Origin of the sequence: Croceibacterium segetis (assembly GCF_011320115.1) — a bacterium.
Classification (GTDB): Bacteria; Pseudomonadota; Alphaproteobacteria; order Sphingomonadales; family Sphingomonadaceae; genus Croceibacterium_B; species Croceibacterium_B segetis.
In genome coordinates, this window is record NZ_JAANOZ010000014.1 from 1 (window position 1) to 15,863 (window position 15,863).

19 protein-coding genes are annotated in these 15,863 nt (G+C 66.8%); 16 read left to right on the forward strand and 3 right to left on the reverse strand.

Translation table 11 applies throughout. The features are described from left to right. Positions 1-239: 239 nt before the first annotated feature. The 4 genes from G7B69_RS13775 to G7B69_RS13790 are packed head-to-tail and all read left to right on the forward strand — an operon-like array spanning position 240 to position 4,174. Positions 240-1,025: a glutathione S-transferase family protein gene (locus G7B69_RS13775; RefSeq protein WP_166180269.1), complete on the forward strand. Its 786-nt coding sequence runs from the start codon at positions 240-242 to the stop codon at positions 1,023-1,025. Further along, positions 1,025-1,741 carry a glutathione S-transferase family protein gene (locus G7B69_RS13780; RefSeq protein ID WP_166180271.1) on the forward strand — a complete coding sequence of 239 codons (717 nt, stop codon included), beginning with the start codon at positions 1,025-1,027 and terminating at the stop codon, positions 1,739-1,741. The genes G7B69_RS13775 and G7B69_RS13780 overlap by 1 nt, the downstream gene beginning before the upstream one ends. Before the next feature lie 43 nt (positions 1,742-1,784). Next, positions 1,785-3,203: an MFS transporter gene (locus G7B69_RS13785; protein WP_166180273.1), complete on the forward strand. Its 1,419-nt coding sequence runs from the start codon at positions 1,785-1,787 to the stop codon at positions 3,201-3,203. A gap of 14 nt (positions 3,204-3,217) precedes the next feature. Further along, positions 3,218-4,174 carry a DUF8021 domain-containing protein gene (locus tag G7B69_RS13790; RefSeq protein WP_166180275.1) on the forward strand — a complete coding sequence of 319 codons (957 nt, stop codon included), beginning with the start codon at positions 3,218-3,220 and terminating at the stop codon, positions 4,172-4,174. 77 nt (positions 4,175-4,251) lie between these two features. Here the strand turns inward: G7B69_RS13790 and G7B69_RS13795 are convergent, their stop codons facing one another. Continuing rightward, positions 4,252-4,770: a hypothetical protein gene (locus G7B69_RS13795; protein ID WP_166180277.1), complete on the reverse strand. Its 519-nt coding sequence runs from the start codon at positions 4,768-4,770 to the stop codon at positions 4,252-4,254. Between the two features lie 163 nt (positions 4,771-4,933). On the opposite strand from G7B69_RS13795, the gene G7B69_RS13800 reads away from it, so the two are divergent. From G7B69_RS13800 to G7B69_RS13825, 6 genes are all read left to right on the forward strand, one after another. Continuing rightward, positions 4,934-5,260 (forward strand): DUF6481 family protein, encoded by a 327-nt coding sequence (locus G7B69_RS13800; protein ID WP_166180279.1) that lies wholly within the window; start codon positions 4,934-4,936, stop codon positions 5,258-5,260. Between the two features lie 151 nt (positions 5,261-5,411). After that, on the forward strand, positions 5,412-5,570 hold the full coding sequence (locus tag G7B69_RS13805) for a hypothetical protein (protein ID WP_166180281.1): 159 nt from the start codon (positions 5,412-5,414) through the stop codon (positions 5,568-5,570). Positions 5,571-5,858: 288 nt separating this feature from the next. Beyond that, a complete protein-coding gene (locus tag G7B69_RS13810; RefSeq protein ID WP_166180283.1) occupies positions 5,859-6,212 on the forward strand; it encodes a hypothetical protein in 354 nt (117 codons plus the stop codon). Then, positions 6,209-6,526 (forward strand): hypothetical protein, encoded by a 318-nt coding sequence (locus tag G7B69_RS13815; RefSeq protein ID WP_166180285.1) that lies wholly within the window; start codon positions 6,209-6,211, stop codon positions 6,524-6,526. Before G7B69_RS13810 ends, G7B69_RS13815 begins: the two co-directional genes overlap by 4 nt. A gap of 291 nt (positions 6,527-6,817) precedes the next feature. Beyond that, positions 6,818-7,321 (forward strand): hypothetical protein, encoded by a 504-nt coding sequence (locus G7B69_RS13820; RefSeq protein ID WP_166180265.1) that lies wholly within the window; start codon positions 6,818-6,820, stop codon positions 7,319-7,321. 141 nt (positions 7,322-7,462) lie between these two features. Then, positions 7,463-7,813, forward strand: coding sequence for a hypothetical protein (locus G7B69_RS13825; protein ID WP_166180287.1), 351 nt, complete (start codon positions 7,463-7,465; stop codon positions 7,811-7,813). Positions 7,814-7,889: 76 nt separating this feature from the next. Here G7B69_RS13825 and G7B69_RS13830 read toward each other — a convergent pair whose 3' ends face one another. Then, positions 7,890-8,804, reverse strand: coding sequence for an SDR family NAD(P)-dependent oxidoreductase (locus tag G7B69_RS13830; RefSeq protein ID WP_166180289.1), 915 nt, complete (start codon positions 8,802-8,804; stop codon positions 7,890-7,892). After that, on the reverse strand, positions 8,801-9,697 hold the full coding sequence (locus G7B69_RS13835) for an SDR family oxidoreductase (protein ID WP_166180291.1): 897 nt from the start codon (positions 9,695-9,697) through the stop codon (positions 8,801-8,803). The genes G7B69_RS13830 and G7B69_RS13835 overlap by 4 nt, the downstream gene beginning before the upstream one ends. A gap of 86 nt (positions 9,698-9,783) precedes the next feature. Between G7B69_RS13835 and G7B69_RS13840 the strand changes: the two genes are divergently transcribed. From G7B69_RS13840 to G7B69_RS13865, 6 genes are all read left to right on the forward strand, one after another. After that, complete coding sequence (locus G7B69_RS13840; RefSeq protein ID WP_166180293.1) at positions 9,784-10,272, forward strand: MarR family winged helix-turn-helix transcriptional regulator; 489 nt, start codon at positions 9,784-9,786, stop codon at positions 10,270-10,272. Beyond that, a complete protein-coding gene (locus tag G7B69_RS13845; protein WP_166180295.1) occupies positions 10,269-10,994 on the forward strand; it encodes a glutathione S-transferase family protein in 726 nt (241 codons plus the stop codon). The genes G7B69_RS13840 and G7B69_RS13845 overlap by 4 nt, the downstream gene beginning before the upstream one ends. A gap of 178 nt (positions 10,995-11,172) precedes the next feature. Further along, positions 11,173-12,603, forward strand: a complete 1,431-nt coding sequence (locus G7B69_RS13850) for an efflux transporter outer membrane subunit (protein WP_243415184.1) — start codon at positions 11,173-11,175, stop codon at positions 12,601-12,603. Continuing rightward, complete coding sequence (locus G7B69_RS13855; protein WP_166180297.1) at positions 12,600-13,922, forward strand: efflux RND transporter periplasmic adaptor subunit; 1,323 nt, start codon at positions 12,600-12,602, stop codon at positions 13,920-13,922. The genes G7B69_RS13850 and G7B69_RS13855 overlap by 4 nt, the downstream gene beginning before the upstream one ends. Next, complete coding sequence (locus tag G7B69_RS13860; protein WP_166180299.1) at positions 13,922-14,647, forward strand: ABC transporter ATP-binding protein; 726 nt, start codon at positions 13,922-13,924, stop codon at positions 14,645-14,647. The genes G7B69_RS13855 and G7B69_RS13860 overlap by 1 nt, the downstream gene beginning before the upstream one ends. Beyond that, positions 14,647-15,846 (forward strand): ABC transporter permease, encoded by a 1,200-nt coding sequence (locus G7B69_RS13865; protein ID WP_166180302.1) that lies wholly within the window; start codon positions 14,647-14,649, stop codon positions 15,844-15,846. Before G7B69_RS13860 ends, G7B69_RS13865 begins: the two co-directional genes overlap by 1 nt. Positions 15,847-15,863: the final 17 nt, after the last annotated feature.

Sequence of the window (15,863 nt, forward strand, 5' to 3'; positions counted from 1 at the left end):
CGACGAAATGACCATGGAAGATCCCGACGCCCTCGCCGAACCCTTCCACACCACAGCCCGCTACCGACGCGACCGCTACGGCGCCCTCCTCGAGTTCGAATGCTCCCAAAACGACCGCAATCCGGTCAATGAAAGCGGCGTCACCGAATTCCACTAAAACTGCACCGGGGCCTTGTTGACGGTGTCAATAGCCCCGCATAGACCCGCCGCGATCGGACAATAACCACAAGCGGGGGCGGATGCTCGACGTCTATACCTGGGAGCCTAATGCCAATTCCGGCAAGCCATTGTTTTGTTTACATGAAAAAGCCGTACCGTTTACTTACCATTACATCGACATGGGCGCCCACGAGCACCATGGCGCGGAGTTCCTGGCGATAAACCCCGACGGGACGATACCGGCGATCGTCCACGACGGCTTCACGATGACCGAGAGCACTCCGGCGATGGAGTACATCGACGAGGCGTTCGACGGGCCGTCGCTGCGCCCGGCCGAGCCCTACCACCGTTGGCGGATGCGCATGCTGCTGCGCTACATGGACAACGTCGTCGCCCCGGCGCTGGCGATGATCGCCTCCAACCGTCTCGCCGCGCCGCGCTTCATCGGGCAGGACGCCGACGAGCTGCGCGCCATGCTCGAGCGCATCCCGCTGCCCGAACGCCGGGCAACCTGGGAAAAGCTGATGTTCCAGGCCACTGCGCCGGCCGACCTCGCCGAATCCGAGCGCCGCGTCGGCGACGCGATCCGCCGCTTCGACGGTATCCTCGGCCGCCGCGAGTGGATCGCCGGCGACAGCTTCTCGCTCGCCGACATCGGCGTGTTCGCGACATTCTATTCGCTGCCGACGGCGCGCGAAGAGCAGGTCAACGATGCGGCGACCCCGCACCTGATGCGCTGGCTGCGGACGTGCCACGCGCGCCCCGCCCTGCAGGCCGCGCTGCGCATGGGCAAGGGCTTCATCGCCCAGCGCGCGGCGGAGATCCGCGAGAAGCTCGGCGTCGCCGGCGCGGCGGCCGCCGCCTGATGCTGCTGCATTACGCGCCGGGCTCGCCCCACTCCGCCGCCGTGCGCATCGTGCTCGGCGAAAAAGGCCTCGAGCCCGAGCTGCACAAGCTCGACCTGGTCGGTTACGAGCAGCATTCGCCGGCGTACCTGGCGATCAACCCCCACGGCATGGTACCGGTGTTCGAGGACGACGGGCGCAAGGTGTTCGAGAGTTCCTTGATCCTCGAATACCTCGACGACAAATGGCCCGACCCGCCGCTCGCCGGCACCGACCCGCGCCAGCGCTACCGCGCGCGCAAGTGGGGCAAGTACGTCGAGACCCATATCGCGCCGCACCTGGCGATCGCCCGCTGGGCGGCGCTCCACGGCAAGGTGCCCGAGACGGCAGTCGCCGGGCTGTCCAACCTGCTGCCCGCGCGCTGCGAGCTGTGGCTGAGCGCCAGGCACGGTTTCGGCCACGAGCAGCTGACCGCCTCGACCCAGGCGATCTTCGCCGCCTGTAAGCGCCTCGCCGCCGACCTCGCCGACGGCGAGTGGCTGTGCGGCGACAGTTTCACCCTCGGCGACATTGCCGTCTACCCGCACGCCGCGCAGTTCGGCGCGCTCGGCCTGCCGGTGCCCAGGGCGGTCGACGAGTGGCTGGCGCGGGTCGCCGCGCGGCCGTCGGTGCAGGCGATCCGCGGGGACCTGTTCCCGCTCGCGGTGATGGGGCCGGAGCCGGGGCGGTGGGGGTGATATGGGCTTGAAGTTGCGCTAGAACCGCGCCTGGGGAGGAGCGATGATGGGGACCATGGCCGAAGGCGAGCTGCCGCCGTTGACGCCCGTCGATCCGGGCAATTCCGCCGCCGCCGCCGCGTTTCCGATCGACGCCGAGGCATTCCCGCCGCCGCGCCAGGCCTGGTACACCGTCGGCGTCCTCGCGGTGATCACCACTTTCGCGCTGCTCGACCAGAACATCCTCGGGCTGCTGATCCAGCAGATCAAGACCGACTTTCATCTTTCGGACTCGCAGGCCGGCCTGCTGCTCGGGCCGACGCAGGCGCTGTTCTACGCGCTCGTGGCGGTGCCGTTCTCCCGCTACATCGACCGCTGGACGCGCAAGTGGATCATGATGGCCGGGCTCCTCGTGTGGAGCCTGGCGACCGCCGCCACCGGCCTCGCCCAGAGCTTCACCCAGCTGTTCGTCGCCCGCGTCGCGGTCGGCGCCGGGGAGGCGTTCAACGGGCCGACCGCCTATTCGATCACCGCCGACCTGTTCCCGCGCGAGCGCCTGCCCCGCGCGGTTTCGGCGCTGCAGATCGGCTCGGTCGCCGGCAGCGGGCTCTCGCTGCTCCTCGGCGGGGTGATCATCTGGCTGGTCGCCCGCGTCGGCTCGCCCGACTTGCCGCTCGTCGGTGTGCTGCGCCCGTGGCAGGTCGTGCTGATCGGGGTCGGCCTGCCCGGCCTGCTGATCTCGCTGCTGCTGCTGACGATCAGGGAACCGCCGCGCCGCAACCGCACGGCGGCGTTGGACAAGGCGGGTTTCCGGAAGACGTTCAACTACCTCTGGCTTCACTTCGCGGTGTTCGGCCCGCTGTTCATCGGCTTGACGCTCGGCTCGCTCGACGTCGGCAGCCGGCAATGGGGCGCCGCGTTCTTCCAGCGCACCTACGGCTGGTCGCCCCAGCAGTACGGGATGACCTCGGGGGTGATCTCGATCGTCGTCATGCTCGCCGGGCTCGTCATCGGCGCCAGGTGGGCGGAATGGTTCCAGAAGCACGGCGACGCGGCCGGCGCCTATCGGGTCATCGTCTACACCCGCCTGCTGGCGATGCCGTTCGCGATCCTGATGCCGCTGATGCCGACGCCCGAGCTGGCGCTGGCGTTCAACGCGGTGGGCTTCCTCACCCTGGCGATGGCCGGGCCGATGCTCAACGCGGTGATGCTGGCGATAACCCCGAACCAGATCCGCGGCCAGGTGATGACGCTGTACCTGTTCATCTACACGGTGGTCGGCGTCGGCATGGCGCCGTGGATTACCGGGCTGACCACCGACTACGTGTTCACTTCGCCGAACGACTTGCGCTGGTCGATCGTGCTGCTCCACGTGGTGTTCCTGCCGCCGGCGCTGTGGGTCACCTGGCGCGGGCTCAAGCCGTTCCGCGCTGAGGTCGAGCGGCTCAACGCCGACGATGCCGCCACCGGCCGAGTGAATTGAAGGGGAGAGGATAGATGCTTGCCAGACTGGTCGCCGCCGCCGCCTTGCTGCTCGCCTCGCCCGCCGCGGCGGCCGAGCCGGTCAAGCTGCCGTGCGAGCGCGCCTGCATGGAGGACCTTGCCGGCAAGCTGCTCACCGCGCTGGCCGCGCACGACGCCAAGAGCCTCCCGCTGGCCAAGGCCGCCCGCTACACCGAGAACGGCCAGGAAATGGGCTTCGACAACGGGTTGTGGCAGACGGCGAGCAAGGTCGGCGCCTACCGCCACGTGTTCGCCGATCCGGCGAGCGGCCAGTTCGGCACCTTCGCGACGATGGACGAGAACGGCCACGGCCTCGTCCTCGGCGTGCGCGTCAGGCTCGAGCTCGGCCTGATCAGTGAAGTCGAGCTGGTCACCTACCGCACCGGCGCCGGCCCGGCGTGGAACGACGCCGGCTATGGCAACCTCGAGAAGATGAAGACGCCCAAGCCGCTGTGGATGCAGGCCGGCGGCAAGCGCCTCTCGCGCCAGGAGCTGGCGCAGGCGGCGAACTACTACTTCGCCGGGATCGAGAACAACGACGGCAAGGGCTACTACCCGTTCACCGCCGATTGCGACCGGCTCGAGAACGGCACCGCGACCAGCAACAACCCCGGGATCGTCAGGATGGGCCCGGTCGACATTGGCGGGATGGGCTGCAAGGCGCAGTTCTCGACCGGCCTCTACGGCGTGGTCACCGAGGTTCACGACCGCCGTTACCCGGTGATCGACGAGGAGCGCCAGGCGGTGTTCGCGCTCGCCGTGTTCGACCACTGCGGCTGCAAGAAATCGCTGACCATGCCCGACGGCACCAAGGTCGACACCGGCTTCTTCAGCAAGCCTTCGAGCATCCTGCTGGCCGAAGCATTCAAGATCGACGGCGGGCTGATCAGGCAAGTCGAGGCGGTCGGCACCAGCGTGCCGTATCATATGCGGCCGGGTTGGGGGCGGTAGGGCGGGCCCTTAGGCTATGTCGACATCGGGTGGAAATTCGCCGAATGCGATCGGCCTTCTACGGCTTGCAAGGGCGGTCAACGTCGCCAAGCGATGCGATGCTTGTGAACGTCGTACGAGAATTGGCGGTTGAAGGCGTGCGAAGGCTGCGTGTCGGTATATCCCTCGACCTCGCCGACCACCTGCCGTCCAGACGTCCAGGCTTTACAGTGGACATAGTAGTGCGACCTGAATGGCACTTCGGCACCCGCCGGATGACCTGGCGTTCGCTGAATTTGTTTCAGAAGGCTCACCCCTGCGATTCCGCTCGATGTACGCGTCAGGACGTAACAATCGGCAACGTTGCTTCCCCAATTATCTTCCAGAAACGCTGACTTGCCGTCGTGGGACCAGCTTATCTCCATGTGCCGCTGCAAGGTGGCGATTTGCTGAATGTGTGCGTGTCCATCGTCATAGAAGACGGGGCTTGCCTGGCTCCCATCGGGAGAAGTGTGCTCTCGGTAGAAGATGCGCGCTCCGGAGCCATCGGGAGAGGGCACGGAATGGACGGTGCCCGGGATTAGCACCTTGCTGCCCGCCTTGAGGGGCGATTCCACAAGGAGCACTATTGAAAGTGTGATGTTCCCTATGGCGATGAGCCTGACTGCCCCCATCAGCCCTTTGTATAGCCGCTGCTGATGTCCGCAATGGGCCGAAAACAGTCTTCCCCTTCTCCTCGAAAGCGACCACGGGAGGCCGGCAGATTCTAGGGACAAGACAATGGCCGGCTTCAAAGACCTCGATTTCAACGAACGCCGCGCTTCCGCGCAGAAGGCCCGGGAGGCCGCCCTTGCCAAGCTCAAGGCGCGGCCACCGAAAAGCGAGGCCGAACTCGCCCAGGGCCGCGCTGCCGCCGAAGCGCGGGAGGCGGCGCTGGCCGAGAAGCGCAACGCCGCGGCGCAGGCGAAGCTGAAGGCCGACGAAGAGGCGCAGACAGCCAAGGCCGCGGCCCTCGACGCTTCGCCGACCGAACTTACCGAGGCCGAACGCAAGGCGGCGAGGGATTCGAAATACGCCGCCCGCAAGAAGCGCAAGGCGGGGCGCTGACCGGCTCCATTTCACCCTTCACGGCCGCCGGGCCCTGGCGGAAAGCAGACATTGGCTTGCCGTTCTCGGTCGCCCTTCAGAGTTAAATCAGGCCGGTCGGCCACGCCCTTAATGATTTGGTCCCAGACAGCTCGAGCAACGAGGCGGCCGCGTGCGCCGTTTCGAAATTCTGGAGATCGATATGACCGAGCTGAACAAGGACGAAAACATCGTCGAAGCCAGGACCAGCTTCAACGTGGCGAACTCGATCGCCGCGATCGCCCTGCTGGTGTTGGTCCTGGGTCTGCTCAAGTACCTCCACGTTTTCTGAGCCGGCCTGCCGTACCTACGCGGCCGGGGCCTCGCCGGAGGCGGCAAGGTGAAGCCTGTTGGGCTCCCGGATTTGCACCACGTCTCAGGTAGAGAGGTCGCGGCCCGGTGTCGTGAAGTAAAATGGTGAAGCCGGAAATATTGTGGCTTTATTATCTCTAAAAACGGGTGCCGGCGATAAATCAACGTACGATGATTGTAAAATTGAAGTGAGAACCCATCTTCACGTAAGCTGAAAAAGGTACTCACCATGCGTGCAATTATAAATATTATCGGGGCGGGATTGCTCGTGAGCATCGCTCCGACTTCGGCCGTGGCTCAGGGCGCGCCGGCGGCGGGGGCTCTGCTGGCGGACGATGCACGGCTGGCGAGCGATCGCGCCGAAGACACGGCCGCCCTTTCCCATCGGTGGAAGAAGGGCCAGCGAATGGTCGCCGAAGGCGAGAAGCTGATGAAGCGCTCGAACCGCCGGCTCGTGGACTTGGCGCGCGACATCAAGTCGCTCCAGGCCAAGGCCGACGAAGCCGTCGCAGATCAGGCGAAAGAAGAGACTTCGCTGGCCAAGGGCCGGCAGTTGATCGCCGATGGTCGCGGCCTCCAGGGACAGGCCGAAAGCACTTCGCTGACCGGGGCCGGCGCATGATGCCGACCAACTCCGCGGCAGGCCGCGCGGCAGTCCTCGCCCAGTACGAAGCATTTGCCGTCCAGGCCAGGTCCGCTGCAGCCGCCGAGACGCTCGAAAACGTGCGCCGGAAGCACCTGACATCCGCTCTCACCTGGGATCACCTGGCCGCCAGCGCCCGGAAGATGGAGCAGCTCCGCGTCCGCCGGATGGTGGAACAATTGTCGGCGATTGCGCCCACGGAGCCGCTGCGGCCCAGCGAGCACGCGCGCGTCGACGATGGGCGCCAGTCGCCAACCGGGGCGGCAATCGGGAAACGGATGCTGATCGGCTAATCGGCCTTGGCTTGAGCCTCAATCGAGCGCTGAAGGCGCCGCGGCATAACACAAACGGCCTTGGCCGGAGGTGTTCCCAAGCAGCGGGTCGCGGGAAAAAAGAAGATTTGCGGTCGTTCCGGCCGCGCTGTCTCGACCTCGCAACAACTAAATACTTGCGGGCCGATGAACGTTGGAACCCGCTTCTCCCGCGTTCATTGTCGAACACACGAACAGACTATCTCCGCGGGTAATTCCAGGCCTGCCTTATCGGCACGGACACTTTGACCGGCGGTGTGAAAGGATTTGAACATGAAGAAGCTCATCTTGCTCGCCGGCGCGGCGATGCTCGTCACGGTGGCTCCGGCTGCCGCCAAGCCCGGCAATGGCCACGGTCAAGGCCACGGCAACGGCAACGGCCATTCGGCCATGGCGCACGGCCACTCGGCTCCGTCGATGGCGCATGGCAACTCGGGCCACGCGCGCACCGTGCACGGCCGGGCCGGCGTCGGCTTGGTCCGCGCCGGCAACGGCCGGCTCTATGCGCTCGACCGTCGCGGCAGCTGTCCTCCGGGGCTGGCAAAGAAGGGCAACGGCTGCATGCCTCCGGGCCAGGCGAAGAAGCTCTACAACGTCGGCCAGCGCTATAACCGCAATTTCGGCAGCCTGTGGAGCTACAACCAGATTCCCGACTATCTCCGCAACCAGTACAGCTTCGACCAGTCCGACCGTTACTATTACCGGGACGGGTACCTCTATCAGGTCGATCCGCGGACCATGCTGGTGCAACAGGCGATCAGCGCGCTGTTGCGCTAGGCCGCCGCTGACCCAACGCATCAGGGGCCGTGCGGGCGAAGGTCCGCGCGGCCCCGACCGCGTGAAGAAACCATTGTCCTACAAGGCCTTTGATGCATAAAGAGCTTGATTCGCGTTTTGTTCTCACAGGAGATGCGGATCATGAACCCGGAACATCGGCTGCCGGCTTCGAAGTGTCGTCGCGACGGCTGGACCCTCGAGCGGCGGGGGACGTTCCTCGATTTCCTCGCGACCGGCGTCACCGCAAGCAGCGCATGCAAGCGCGTCGGCCTCTCCCGAGTGGCGGCTTACAACTTGCGCCGGCGCGATCCGGCGTTTGCCCGGGCGTGGGATGAGGCTTTGCGATCGGCGCGCAAGACCGCCGAGGACGCTTGGCTGGCGATGCTGCCCGAACCTTTGCTCAGGACCATGTCAGCCTTGTCCGGTGAGTGTAAACTTCACGGTGCCGCTGCGGCGGCCCAGCACCCTGTCAGCGTTGTCCGGCCAGTGTAAACTTCGCGGGCGTCGTGACGGCGGCTCGCACCCTGTCAGGGGTGTGGCACAGGTGTAAACTTCGCCGCCGCTCCGCTTAGGGTGCCTCGCGATAGATCGGGCTCCCGACCAGCCCCGGTATCAGCTCGAGCGCGAGCGCCTCGCGCGCCTTGTCGTCGCCCATTGCGCGGCGGATCGCCTCGAAGCGCTCCTCGACCCCGGCGCGGAACTCGGGCGCGGTGAAGATGTACAGCGCATTCTCGCGGATGCCCTGGAGGACCAGCTCGGCCGCTTCCTCGGGACTGGCGGTGAGAGTGGCGAGCCTCGCGCGGTCCTCCTCGCTGAAGCTGAAGCCGGGCGGCGGGCCTCCGGGCGGCCCCTCGGACTTGTCGGCGAAGCGCGCCGGCCGGGTCGCCTCGCTGTCGCGGATGTTGGTGCGCACGCCGCCGGGGCAGAACGCCGAGACGCCGATGTTCTCTTCCGCCAGCTCGGCGCGCAGCGCCTCCGAAAAGCCGACGACGGCAAACTTGGTGGTCACGTAGATGCCGGCCTGGCTGTACTGCAGAATGCCGGCCATGCTCGCGGTGTTGACTACGTGGCCGCCTTCGCCGTGGGCGCGGATCTTCGGCAGCACGGCCTTCACGCCGTTGAACATCGAGTTGAGGTTGACGTCGATCGCCCAGTCCCAGTCGTCCTCGGTGGCGCGGCTGATCTTGCGCAGGATGCCGATCCCGGCGTTGTTGCACAGCACGTGGACCTTGCCGAACATCGCCTCGGCCTCGTCGGCCGCCTCGCGGAACGCCGCGCGGTCCGTGACATCGAGCTGGAGGAAGCGCACGCGGTCGGACAGTCCCTCGTCGGCGATCATGTCATGCGCCGCAGCGATATGATCCTCGCGGATGTCGGCGGCGACGACGTTCATGCCTGCCCACGCGAAGACCTTGGCCATGCCGAGGCCGATCCCGCTGGCGCCGCCGGTAACGAAGGCGGTCTTGTCGGCGACGTCCTTCATGGCTGCTCCTTGCCCAACGAGTCCGCCAGCGCCTTCGCCTCGGCGGTCATCTTCGCGCGCCGCTCCTCGCCGGTGCGGCGGCGCTCGTCCATCTCGAACTCGGTCGGGAAGGCGGCGAGCATCTCCTCGAAGTACGCCCTGACTTCCGGCACGAACTCGCCGTGCGGGAAGATGTACGGCCGGTTGTGCTCGACCGCCTGGGCGACCAGCTCGCCGACAGCCGCCGGGTCCATCCCGCCGTCGACCGCATCGCGAAGCTCGACTTCAGGATCGGAGTGCTCATGCTCGGCGCGGTAGAGATCGCCCGCGGTCATCGCCCGCGTCCGCACCAGCCCGGGGCAGAGCACCGAGACGCCGATGCCGTAAGGCGCCAGCGCGAGGCGCAGCGCGTCGCTCATGCCGCGCACCGCGAACTTGCTGGTGGCGTAGATCCCCGCGAACGAGGGCACCGGGATCATTCCGGCCATCGAGCTGGTGTTGACCACGTGGCCGCCCTCGCCGTGCGCCTTCATGCCGGGCAGGAACTCCACCAGGCCGGCGATGGTGCCGCCGAGGTTGACGTTCAGCACATAGTCCCAGTCGGCGTAGCTCGCTTCGTCGATCGGATTGCGCTGGCTGACGCCGACGTTGTTGCACAGGACGTGGACGTGGCCGAACACCTCGGCCGTCTCCCGCGCCGCGGCGTTCATCGCCGCGCGGTCGGAGACGTCGAGGCGAATGCAGTGGAGACGGTTGCTCGCGCCCAGCGCCCGGCGCGCTTCGTCGAGATGGGCCTGCAGAAGGTCGCCGATGACCACCTTCATCCCGCGCAAAAGGAAAGCCCGCGCCATGCCGAGGCCGATCCCGCTGGCCCCGCCGGTGATGAACGCCGTCTTGCCCGCAAAGTCGCGCATCGTGTCTCCCGCGGCACACTTGAACCAAAAAGCTTTTTGACACCAACAATACTGCACTACAGAGGATGGGGAATGGGGACGGGCGGATGAGCGAAGCGAAAATGGCGACGAAGAGCGAGGCGGGAACCCTGTACGGCCTCGTCTCGATGCGGATGATCCGACTGTTCGTGATGCTGCGGAAGAGCGGCATCCTTGCCCAAAGGCGCCAGTTCGGCCTGTCGGAAACCGAGTGGCGGATCATGACCCAGCTGGGCGAGGCGGCGCCATTGTCCCTGAACGGCCTCGCCGACGCGATGCTGCAGGACCGCGGGCAGCTGAGCCGGGCGGTCAAGTCGATGGTCGAGCGCGATCTGCTCACTCGCGAACGCAAGCCCGGAGGTCCCGAGATCGAGATCGACCTGAGCGATGAGGGGCGGGCGATCTACCGCCGGATGGTCGAATGGGTGCACGAGCGCGACCGGGCCTTGACGACCGGCATCCCGCCGGAGGATGTCGCGGTGGTCTGGCAGGTGCTCACCGCGATGATGGAGCGCGCCCAGGGAATGCTCGACGAGGAGCAGCGGCTCGGCGGATGACGCTGGCGCTCTATCACTTCGGGCCCGTCGCCAACTCGCTGACCCCGCTGCTGTGCCTGCTCGAGAAGGGACTGCAATTCGAGAACCGCGTGCTCGACAGCCGCAAATGGGAGCATCACGATCCGGCCTTCCGCGCGATCAATCCCGAAGGAATGGTCCCGGTGCTGCTCCACGACGGCCGCGTGGTGCGCGAGTCGACGGCGATCAACGAATATCTCGAGGACGTCTTTCCCGAGCCGCCGTTGCGCCCCGCCGATCCCTGGCTGCGTGCCGAGATGCGGGTGCTGACCAAGTACGTCGACGAATACTTCTGCCCGGCGCTGACCGTGATCGGCGCGCACGGCGCCACGCCCTTCGCCTCGAAGATCGACAAGGCCGAAATGGCCGCGCGGCTGGCGATGATGCCCAACGAAGAAGTGCGTCGGAAGTGGGCGACGGTGTCGGAGAGCGGCTATTCCGATCAGGAACTGGCCGACGCGCGCCGCCGGCTCGGCAACTGCATCGCTAGGCTCGAAGACATGCTCACCGACGGCGGCCCGTGGCTGCTCGGCGACGAGTATTCGTTGGCCGACATCAAGTGGTACTCGATGGCCCCGGCGCTGCCGCGGGTCCTGCCCGAACGGTGCAATCCGCAAGCCACTCCGGCGATTGCCGGCTGGCTCGACCGCATGGCCGCGCGGCCGGCGGTACAGGCACTCCCCGCCTACGCACCGCAACGCTGACCTTCGACCAACCGCCGAGATTAAGCGGCAAACCTCATTGCAATCGTGCATCGGTGTATTAAATCCCCAATACACAGCGGTCGGGGCCGGGTGCGAACATTTGATACAAAAGAAACCTTGGTCGCGAATTAGCTGATCGGCTAAATGGCCGCGAGGCGTCGCGCTGATGGGGAGGGCCGTGAAAACACTCGATCGCCGCCGTATGGCCAAGGCGCGACTGCTGGCGCTTCCGCTGGTGTTCGCCGCCGCCGGATGCGTGCGGCCCGATCTCCCGCCGGCGAATGCCGGCATCCCGGTGCCCGAACAGTGGGCCGAGAGCGAAACCGCGCCTCTGGCCAGCGACGTGGCCGCGTACTGGACCCAGCTCGACGATCCGCTGCTGACCCAGCTCGTCGAGCAGGCGCTCGGCAACAACCTCGACCTCGCGCAAAGCGCCGCGCGGCTCGAACAGGCGCGCGCGCAGCTTGCCTCCGCCCGCGCCGGGTTTTTCCCGCAGCTCTCCGCCAGCGCCGGGGCCAACAAGGATGTCGGCGATTTCGCGCAGAAGAAGCTCGGCTTCAACGCCGGTCTCGACGCCAGCTGGGAAGCCGACCTGTTTGGGCAGATCTCCGGCAACGTCGCCGCCTCGCGCGCCGACCTCGCCGCCGCCGGATACTCGCTCGCCGACCTGCAGCGGGTGATCGCCGGGCAAGTCGCGCTGACCACGATCCAGGCCCGCGCCACCGCGCTGCAGCTGGGAATCGCCCGCGACACGCTCAAGTACCAGGACGACAACCTGCAGATCGCCCGCTGGCGCGTCCAGGCCGGGCTCGTTTCGAGCCTCGACGTCGAGCAGGCGCGCGGCCAGCGCGCGCAGACCGCGGCGTCGATCCCGTTACTCGAGAGCAGCCTTGCGGCCAGCGCCAACGCGCTCTCGACTCTCATCGGCGAGCCTCCCGGGCGGGTGCTCGGATTGCTCCAGGGTTCCGAGTTGATGCCGACACCGCCGGCGACCGAAGGCCTCGGCGCCCCCGCCGAAGTGCTGCGCCGCCGGCCCGACGTGCGCGGCGCAGAGCAGAGCCTGATCGCCAACAGCGCCCGGATCGGCGTGGCGCGGGCGCAGTTGCTGCCGCTGGTGCGCCTGACCGGCAACCTCGGCACCTCGTCGGTCGGCATCGGCAGCCTGTTCGACGTCATCACCGGGGGCGTGTTCGCAACGGTGAGCCAGTTGCTCTTCGACGGCGGGCGCACGCGCGCGCAAGTGCGCAGCGCCGAAGCGGCCGCGCAGGGCTCGCTCGCAGCGTGGCGCCAGCAAATCCTCACCGCGCTCGAAGAAGTCGAAACCGCCGGAGTCGATCTCAAGTCGGCGCGCGAGCGGGTCGCCATCCAGGGCGAGGCGCTCGATGCCTCGAACAACGCCGCGCTCCTCGCGCGCAGCCAGTACCAGGCCGGCCTGACCGACTTCCGCGACCTGCTCACCTCGGAGAACCAGCTGCTCGCGGCGCGCAATGCCGTGGTCTCGGCCGAAGCCGACCGCACCAGCGCCTTCGTGCGCCTGACCCAGGCGCTCGGCGGTGGATGGTCGCCCGCGGCGCTCCCCATTCCCTCGAACGATAGGCTCGAGCCATGAACGATATCGCCACCCCCGAGACGGGGACCATCGACGAATTTCTCGGCACCACGACAAGGCCGCGCTGGCGCCGCTGGGCCAAGTTCTGGGTTCCGGGCGCGATCGTGCTGCTGGTGCTGATCTACGTGCTGGCGACGCGCGACGACAACAAGACCGATTACATCGCCGAACCGGTGGCCCAGCGCTCGCTCGACATTACCGTCACCGCCACCGGCAACCTGCGCCCGACGAACCAGGTCCAGGTCGGCTCGGAAGTGTCGGGGCGGATCGACCGGGTGCTGGTCGACGTCAACGATCGGATCGCCCGCGGCCAGGTGCTCGCGCAGATCAATACCGACGTGATCCAGGACCAGATCAAGCAGGCCCAGGCCAACCTCAACTCGGCGCGCGCGTCAGTCGCGCAGGCGGGGGCCACCTTCGACGTCGACAGCGCACAGCTGGCCCGGCTGCAGGAAGTCTACCGCCTGTCCGGCGGCAAGGTGCCGTCGAAGACAGAGCTCGAGAGCGCCCAGGCCAACGTCAAGCGCGACCGGGCGTCGGCTGCATCGGCGCAGGCCAACGTGGCTTCGGCGCAGGCGGCTTTGTCCTCGTCGATGACCAACCGCGATCGGGCGGAAATCCGCTCTCCCGTCTCGGGCGTCGTGCTCGCGCGGCAGGTCGAGCCGGGCCAGACGGTGGCGGCGTCATTTAATACGCCCACGTTGTTCGTGCTCGCCGAGGACCTCTCGGCGATGCAGCTGCGCGTCAACGTCGACGAGGCCGACGTCGGCCAGGTGCATCCGGGGCAGAAGGCGACCTTTACCGTCGACGCTTATCCGGGGCGGGCCTTCCCGGCGACGGTGGAACGCATCGACCTCGCTTCTACCAACACCGCCACCACCGCCGCTTCCGGGACTTCGGGCGCGTCGACGGGGAATCAGGCCAATTCGGTCGTCAACTACGAAGCGCGGCTTGCGGTCGGCAACCCGAGCGGGCTGCTGCGCCCGGGAATGACCGCGACCGCCACCATCGCCACGGAAAGGACCCCTAAAGGCCTGATGGTCCCCAATGGTGCGCTGCGCTTCAATCCGGAGGACGCCACCAAGGCGCAAGGCGGCGGCGGGCTGGATGTCCAGGTCGGTCTTGCCCGGGAGGAGCAGAAGGCGACCATCGGTGTCGGCAGCCGGCAGCATGTCTACGTGCTCAAGGACGACGGCACGCTGCAGAAGTACGACGTCGTTGTCGGGCCGAGCAATGGCCGGTTGACGCTGGTCACTTCGTCGAAGCTCAAGGCGGGCATGAAGGTCGTCACCGGGATCAAGGCGAAGACCAAGAAGTGATGGCCGAGGCGACCTCCCGACCGCTGATCGAGCTGCACGGTATTACCAAGACCTACGGTCACGGCTCGGCGGCATTCCAGGCGCTGAAAGGTGTCAGCCTGTCGATCGCGCGCGGCGACTTCGTGGCGATCATGGGCGCGTCGGGTTCGGGCAAGTCGACGATGATGAACATCCTCGGCTGCCTCGATACGCCGACTTCGGGCACTTACGCGTTCGACGGGTTCGAGGTGCAGTCGCTGAGCAAGGACCAGCGCTCGCTGCTTCGGCGCAAGTACCTGGGGTTCGTGTTCCAGGGCTTCAACCTGCTCTCGCGCACCAGCGCGCTCGAGAACGTCGAGTTGCCGCTGCTCTATCGCGGCGAGAAGAAGGCCGCGCGGCGCGAAGCGGCGATGAAGTCGCTCGACCTCGTCGGCCTCGGCCCGTGGGCCAGCCACACACCGGCCGAATTGTCCGGCGGCCAGCAGCAGCGCGTCGCCATCGCCCGCGCGCTGGTGACCGATCCCCAAGTGCTGCTGGCCGACGAGCCGACCGGCAACCTCGACACCGAACGGTCGATCGAGATCATGGAACTGCTCGCCGATCTCAACCGCAGCGGCATCACCATCATCCTGGTCACCCACGAGGCGGAGATGGCGGCCTACGCGCGCACCATCGTCCGTTTTCGCGACGGCCTCGTCGAACGCATCGACAGCGGGCAGGACGCCGGCGCGGCGGCACACGCCTGATGTTCGGCGCCACCCTCCTCCTGGCGATGCGGCAGATCCGCCGGCACCTGCTGCGCTCGAGCCTGACGACGATCGGCATCATCATCGGCGTGGCCGCGGTGGTCACCATGGTCACTCTCGGCAACGGCCTGACCGCATCGATCCAGAAGCAGATCGCCTCGCTCGGCTCCGATGTGCTGATCGCCTTCCCGCAGCAGACCGACAACAACCGCCAGCCGCGCCCGTTCAAGCAGGACGACGTGATTGCGGTTCGCGAGCAGCTCGCCGGGGTCAAGTCGGTCGCCGGCGAGGTCAACAAGAACATCCACGCGTTCCACAACGGCCAGAGCTGGAATTCGAAGGTCGAGGGTGTGAGCAACGCCTTCATGGACGCCCGCGGAATCAAGATGGACCAGGGTCGCCGCTTCACCGCGGCGGAGGAAGAGTCCGGCGCCAACGTCTGCATCGTCGGCCCGAAAGTGCTGCAGGAAATCTTCGTCGCCGATGTCAGCCCGCTGGGAGAGCAGGTGCGGCTCGACGACGTCTCATGCACCGTGGTCGGCGTCTTCGCCACGCGGGCACAGGGCGGCAACAACCAGGACGACGACAACTCGGTGTTCATCCCGGTCAAGAACGCCCAGCGCCGTTTCACCGGGACCGACACGATCGGCTACATGGTCATTTCGTACGACCCGGCGTACTCCGGCGCGGCGATCCAGCAGTCGCTGATCGACCTCATCCGCGAGCGCCATCGCCTGCAGCCGGGCGAGCCGAACGACTTCAACATCATCGATTCCGCTGCGCTCAACGAGACTGTCGGAAGCGTCGTCGCGCGGCTGACCGTGGCCGTGGCGGCGATCGCCGGCATCAGCCTGCTGGTCGGCGGCGTCGGGATCATGAACATCATGCTCGTCTCGGTTACCGAGCGCACGCGCGAGATCGGCATCCGCCTGGCGATCGGCGCCCTCGCGCGCGAGGTGCGCATGCAGTTCCTGACCGAGGCCGTGGTGCTGTGCTGCTTCGGCGGCCTCATCGGGCTGCTGCTGGCTTTCGGCCTTTCGTTCGCGCTCGCCAAGGTGATCGATGTGCCGTTCGTGTTCAGCCTGTCGGTCAACCTGCTCAGCTTCGCCTTCTCGGCGATGATGGGAATCATCTTCGGCTACTATCCCGCGCGTCGGGCATCGAAGCTCGATCCGATCGAGGCGCTGCGCCACGAATAGCCGAGGCCCTTGCCATC

Coding starts and splice junctions, on each gene's coding strand:
- G7B69_RS13775 (WP_166180269.1), top strand. CDS start 240: ATGCTCGACGTCTATACCTGGGAGCCTAATGCCAATTCCGGCAAGCCA.
- G7B69_RS13780 (WP_166180271.1), top strand. CDS start 1,025: ATGCTGCTGCATTACGCGCCGGGCTCGCCCCACTCCGCCGCCGTGCGC.
- G7B69_RS13785 (WP_166180273.1), top strand. CDS start 1,785: ATGATGGGGACCATGGCCGAAGGCGAGCTGCCGCCGTTGACGCCCGTC.
- G7B69_RS13790 (WP_166180275.1), top strand. CDS start 3,218: ATGCTTGCCAGACTGGTCGCCGCCGCCGCCTTGCTGCTCGCCTCGCCC.
- G7B69_RS13800 (WP_166180279.1), top strand. CDS start 4,934: ATGGCCGGCTTCAAAGACCTCGATTTCAACGAACGCCGCGCTTCCGCG.
- G7B69_RS13815 (WP_166180285.1), top strand. CDS start 6,209: ATGATGCCGACCAACTCCGCGGCAGGCCGCGCGGCAGTCCTCGCCCAG.
- G7B69_RS13820 (WP_166180265.1), top strand. CDS start 6,818: ATGAAGAAGCTCATCTTGCTCGCCGGCGCGGCGATGCTCGTCACGGTG.
- G7B69_RS13825 (WP_166180287.1), top strand. CDS start 7,463: ATGAACCCGGAACATCGGCTGCCGGCTTCGAAGTGTCGTCGCGACGGC.
- G7B69_RS13830 (WP_166180289.1), bottom strand. CDS start 8,804: ATGAAGGACGTCGCCGACAAGACCGCCTTCGTTACCGGCGGCGCCAGC.
- G7B69_RS13835 (WP_166180291.1), bottom strand. CDS start 9,697: ATGCGCGACTTTGCGGGCAAGACGGCGTTCATCACCGGCGGGGCCAGC.
- G7B69_RS13840 (WP_166180293.1), top strand. CDS start 9,784: ATGAGCGAAGCGAAAATGGCGACGAAGAGCGAGGCGGGAACCCTGTAC.
- G7B69_RS13845 (WP_166180295.1), top strand. CDS start 10,269: ATGACGCTGGCGCTCTATCACTTCGGGCCCGTCGCCAACTCGCTGACC.
- G7B69_RS13855 (WP_166180297.1), top strand. CDS start 12,600: ATGAACGATATCGCCACCCCCGAGACGGGGACCATCGACGAATTTCTC.
- G7B69_RS13860 (WP_166180299.1), top strand. CDS start 13,922: ATGGCCGAGGCGACCTCCCGACCGCTGATCGAGCTGCACGGTATTACC.
- G7B69_RS13865 (WP_166180302.1), top strand. CDS start 14,647: ATGTTCGGCGCCACCCTCCTCCTGGCGATGCGGCAGATCCGCCGGCAC.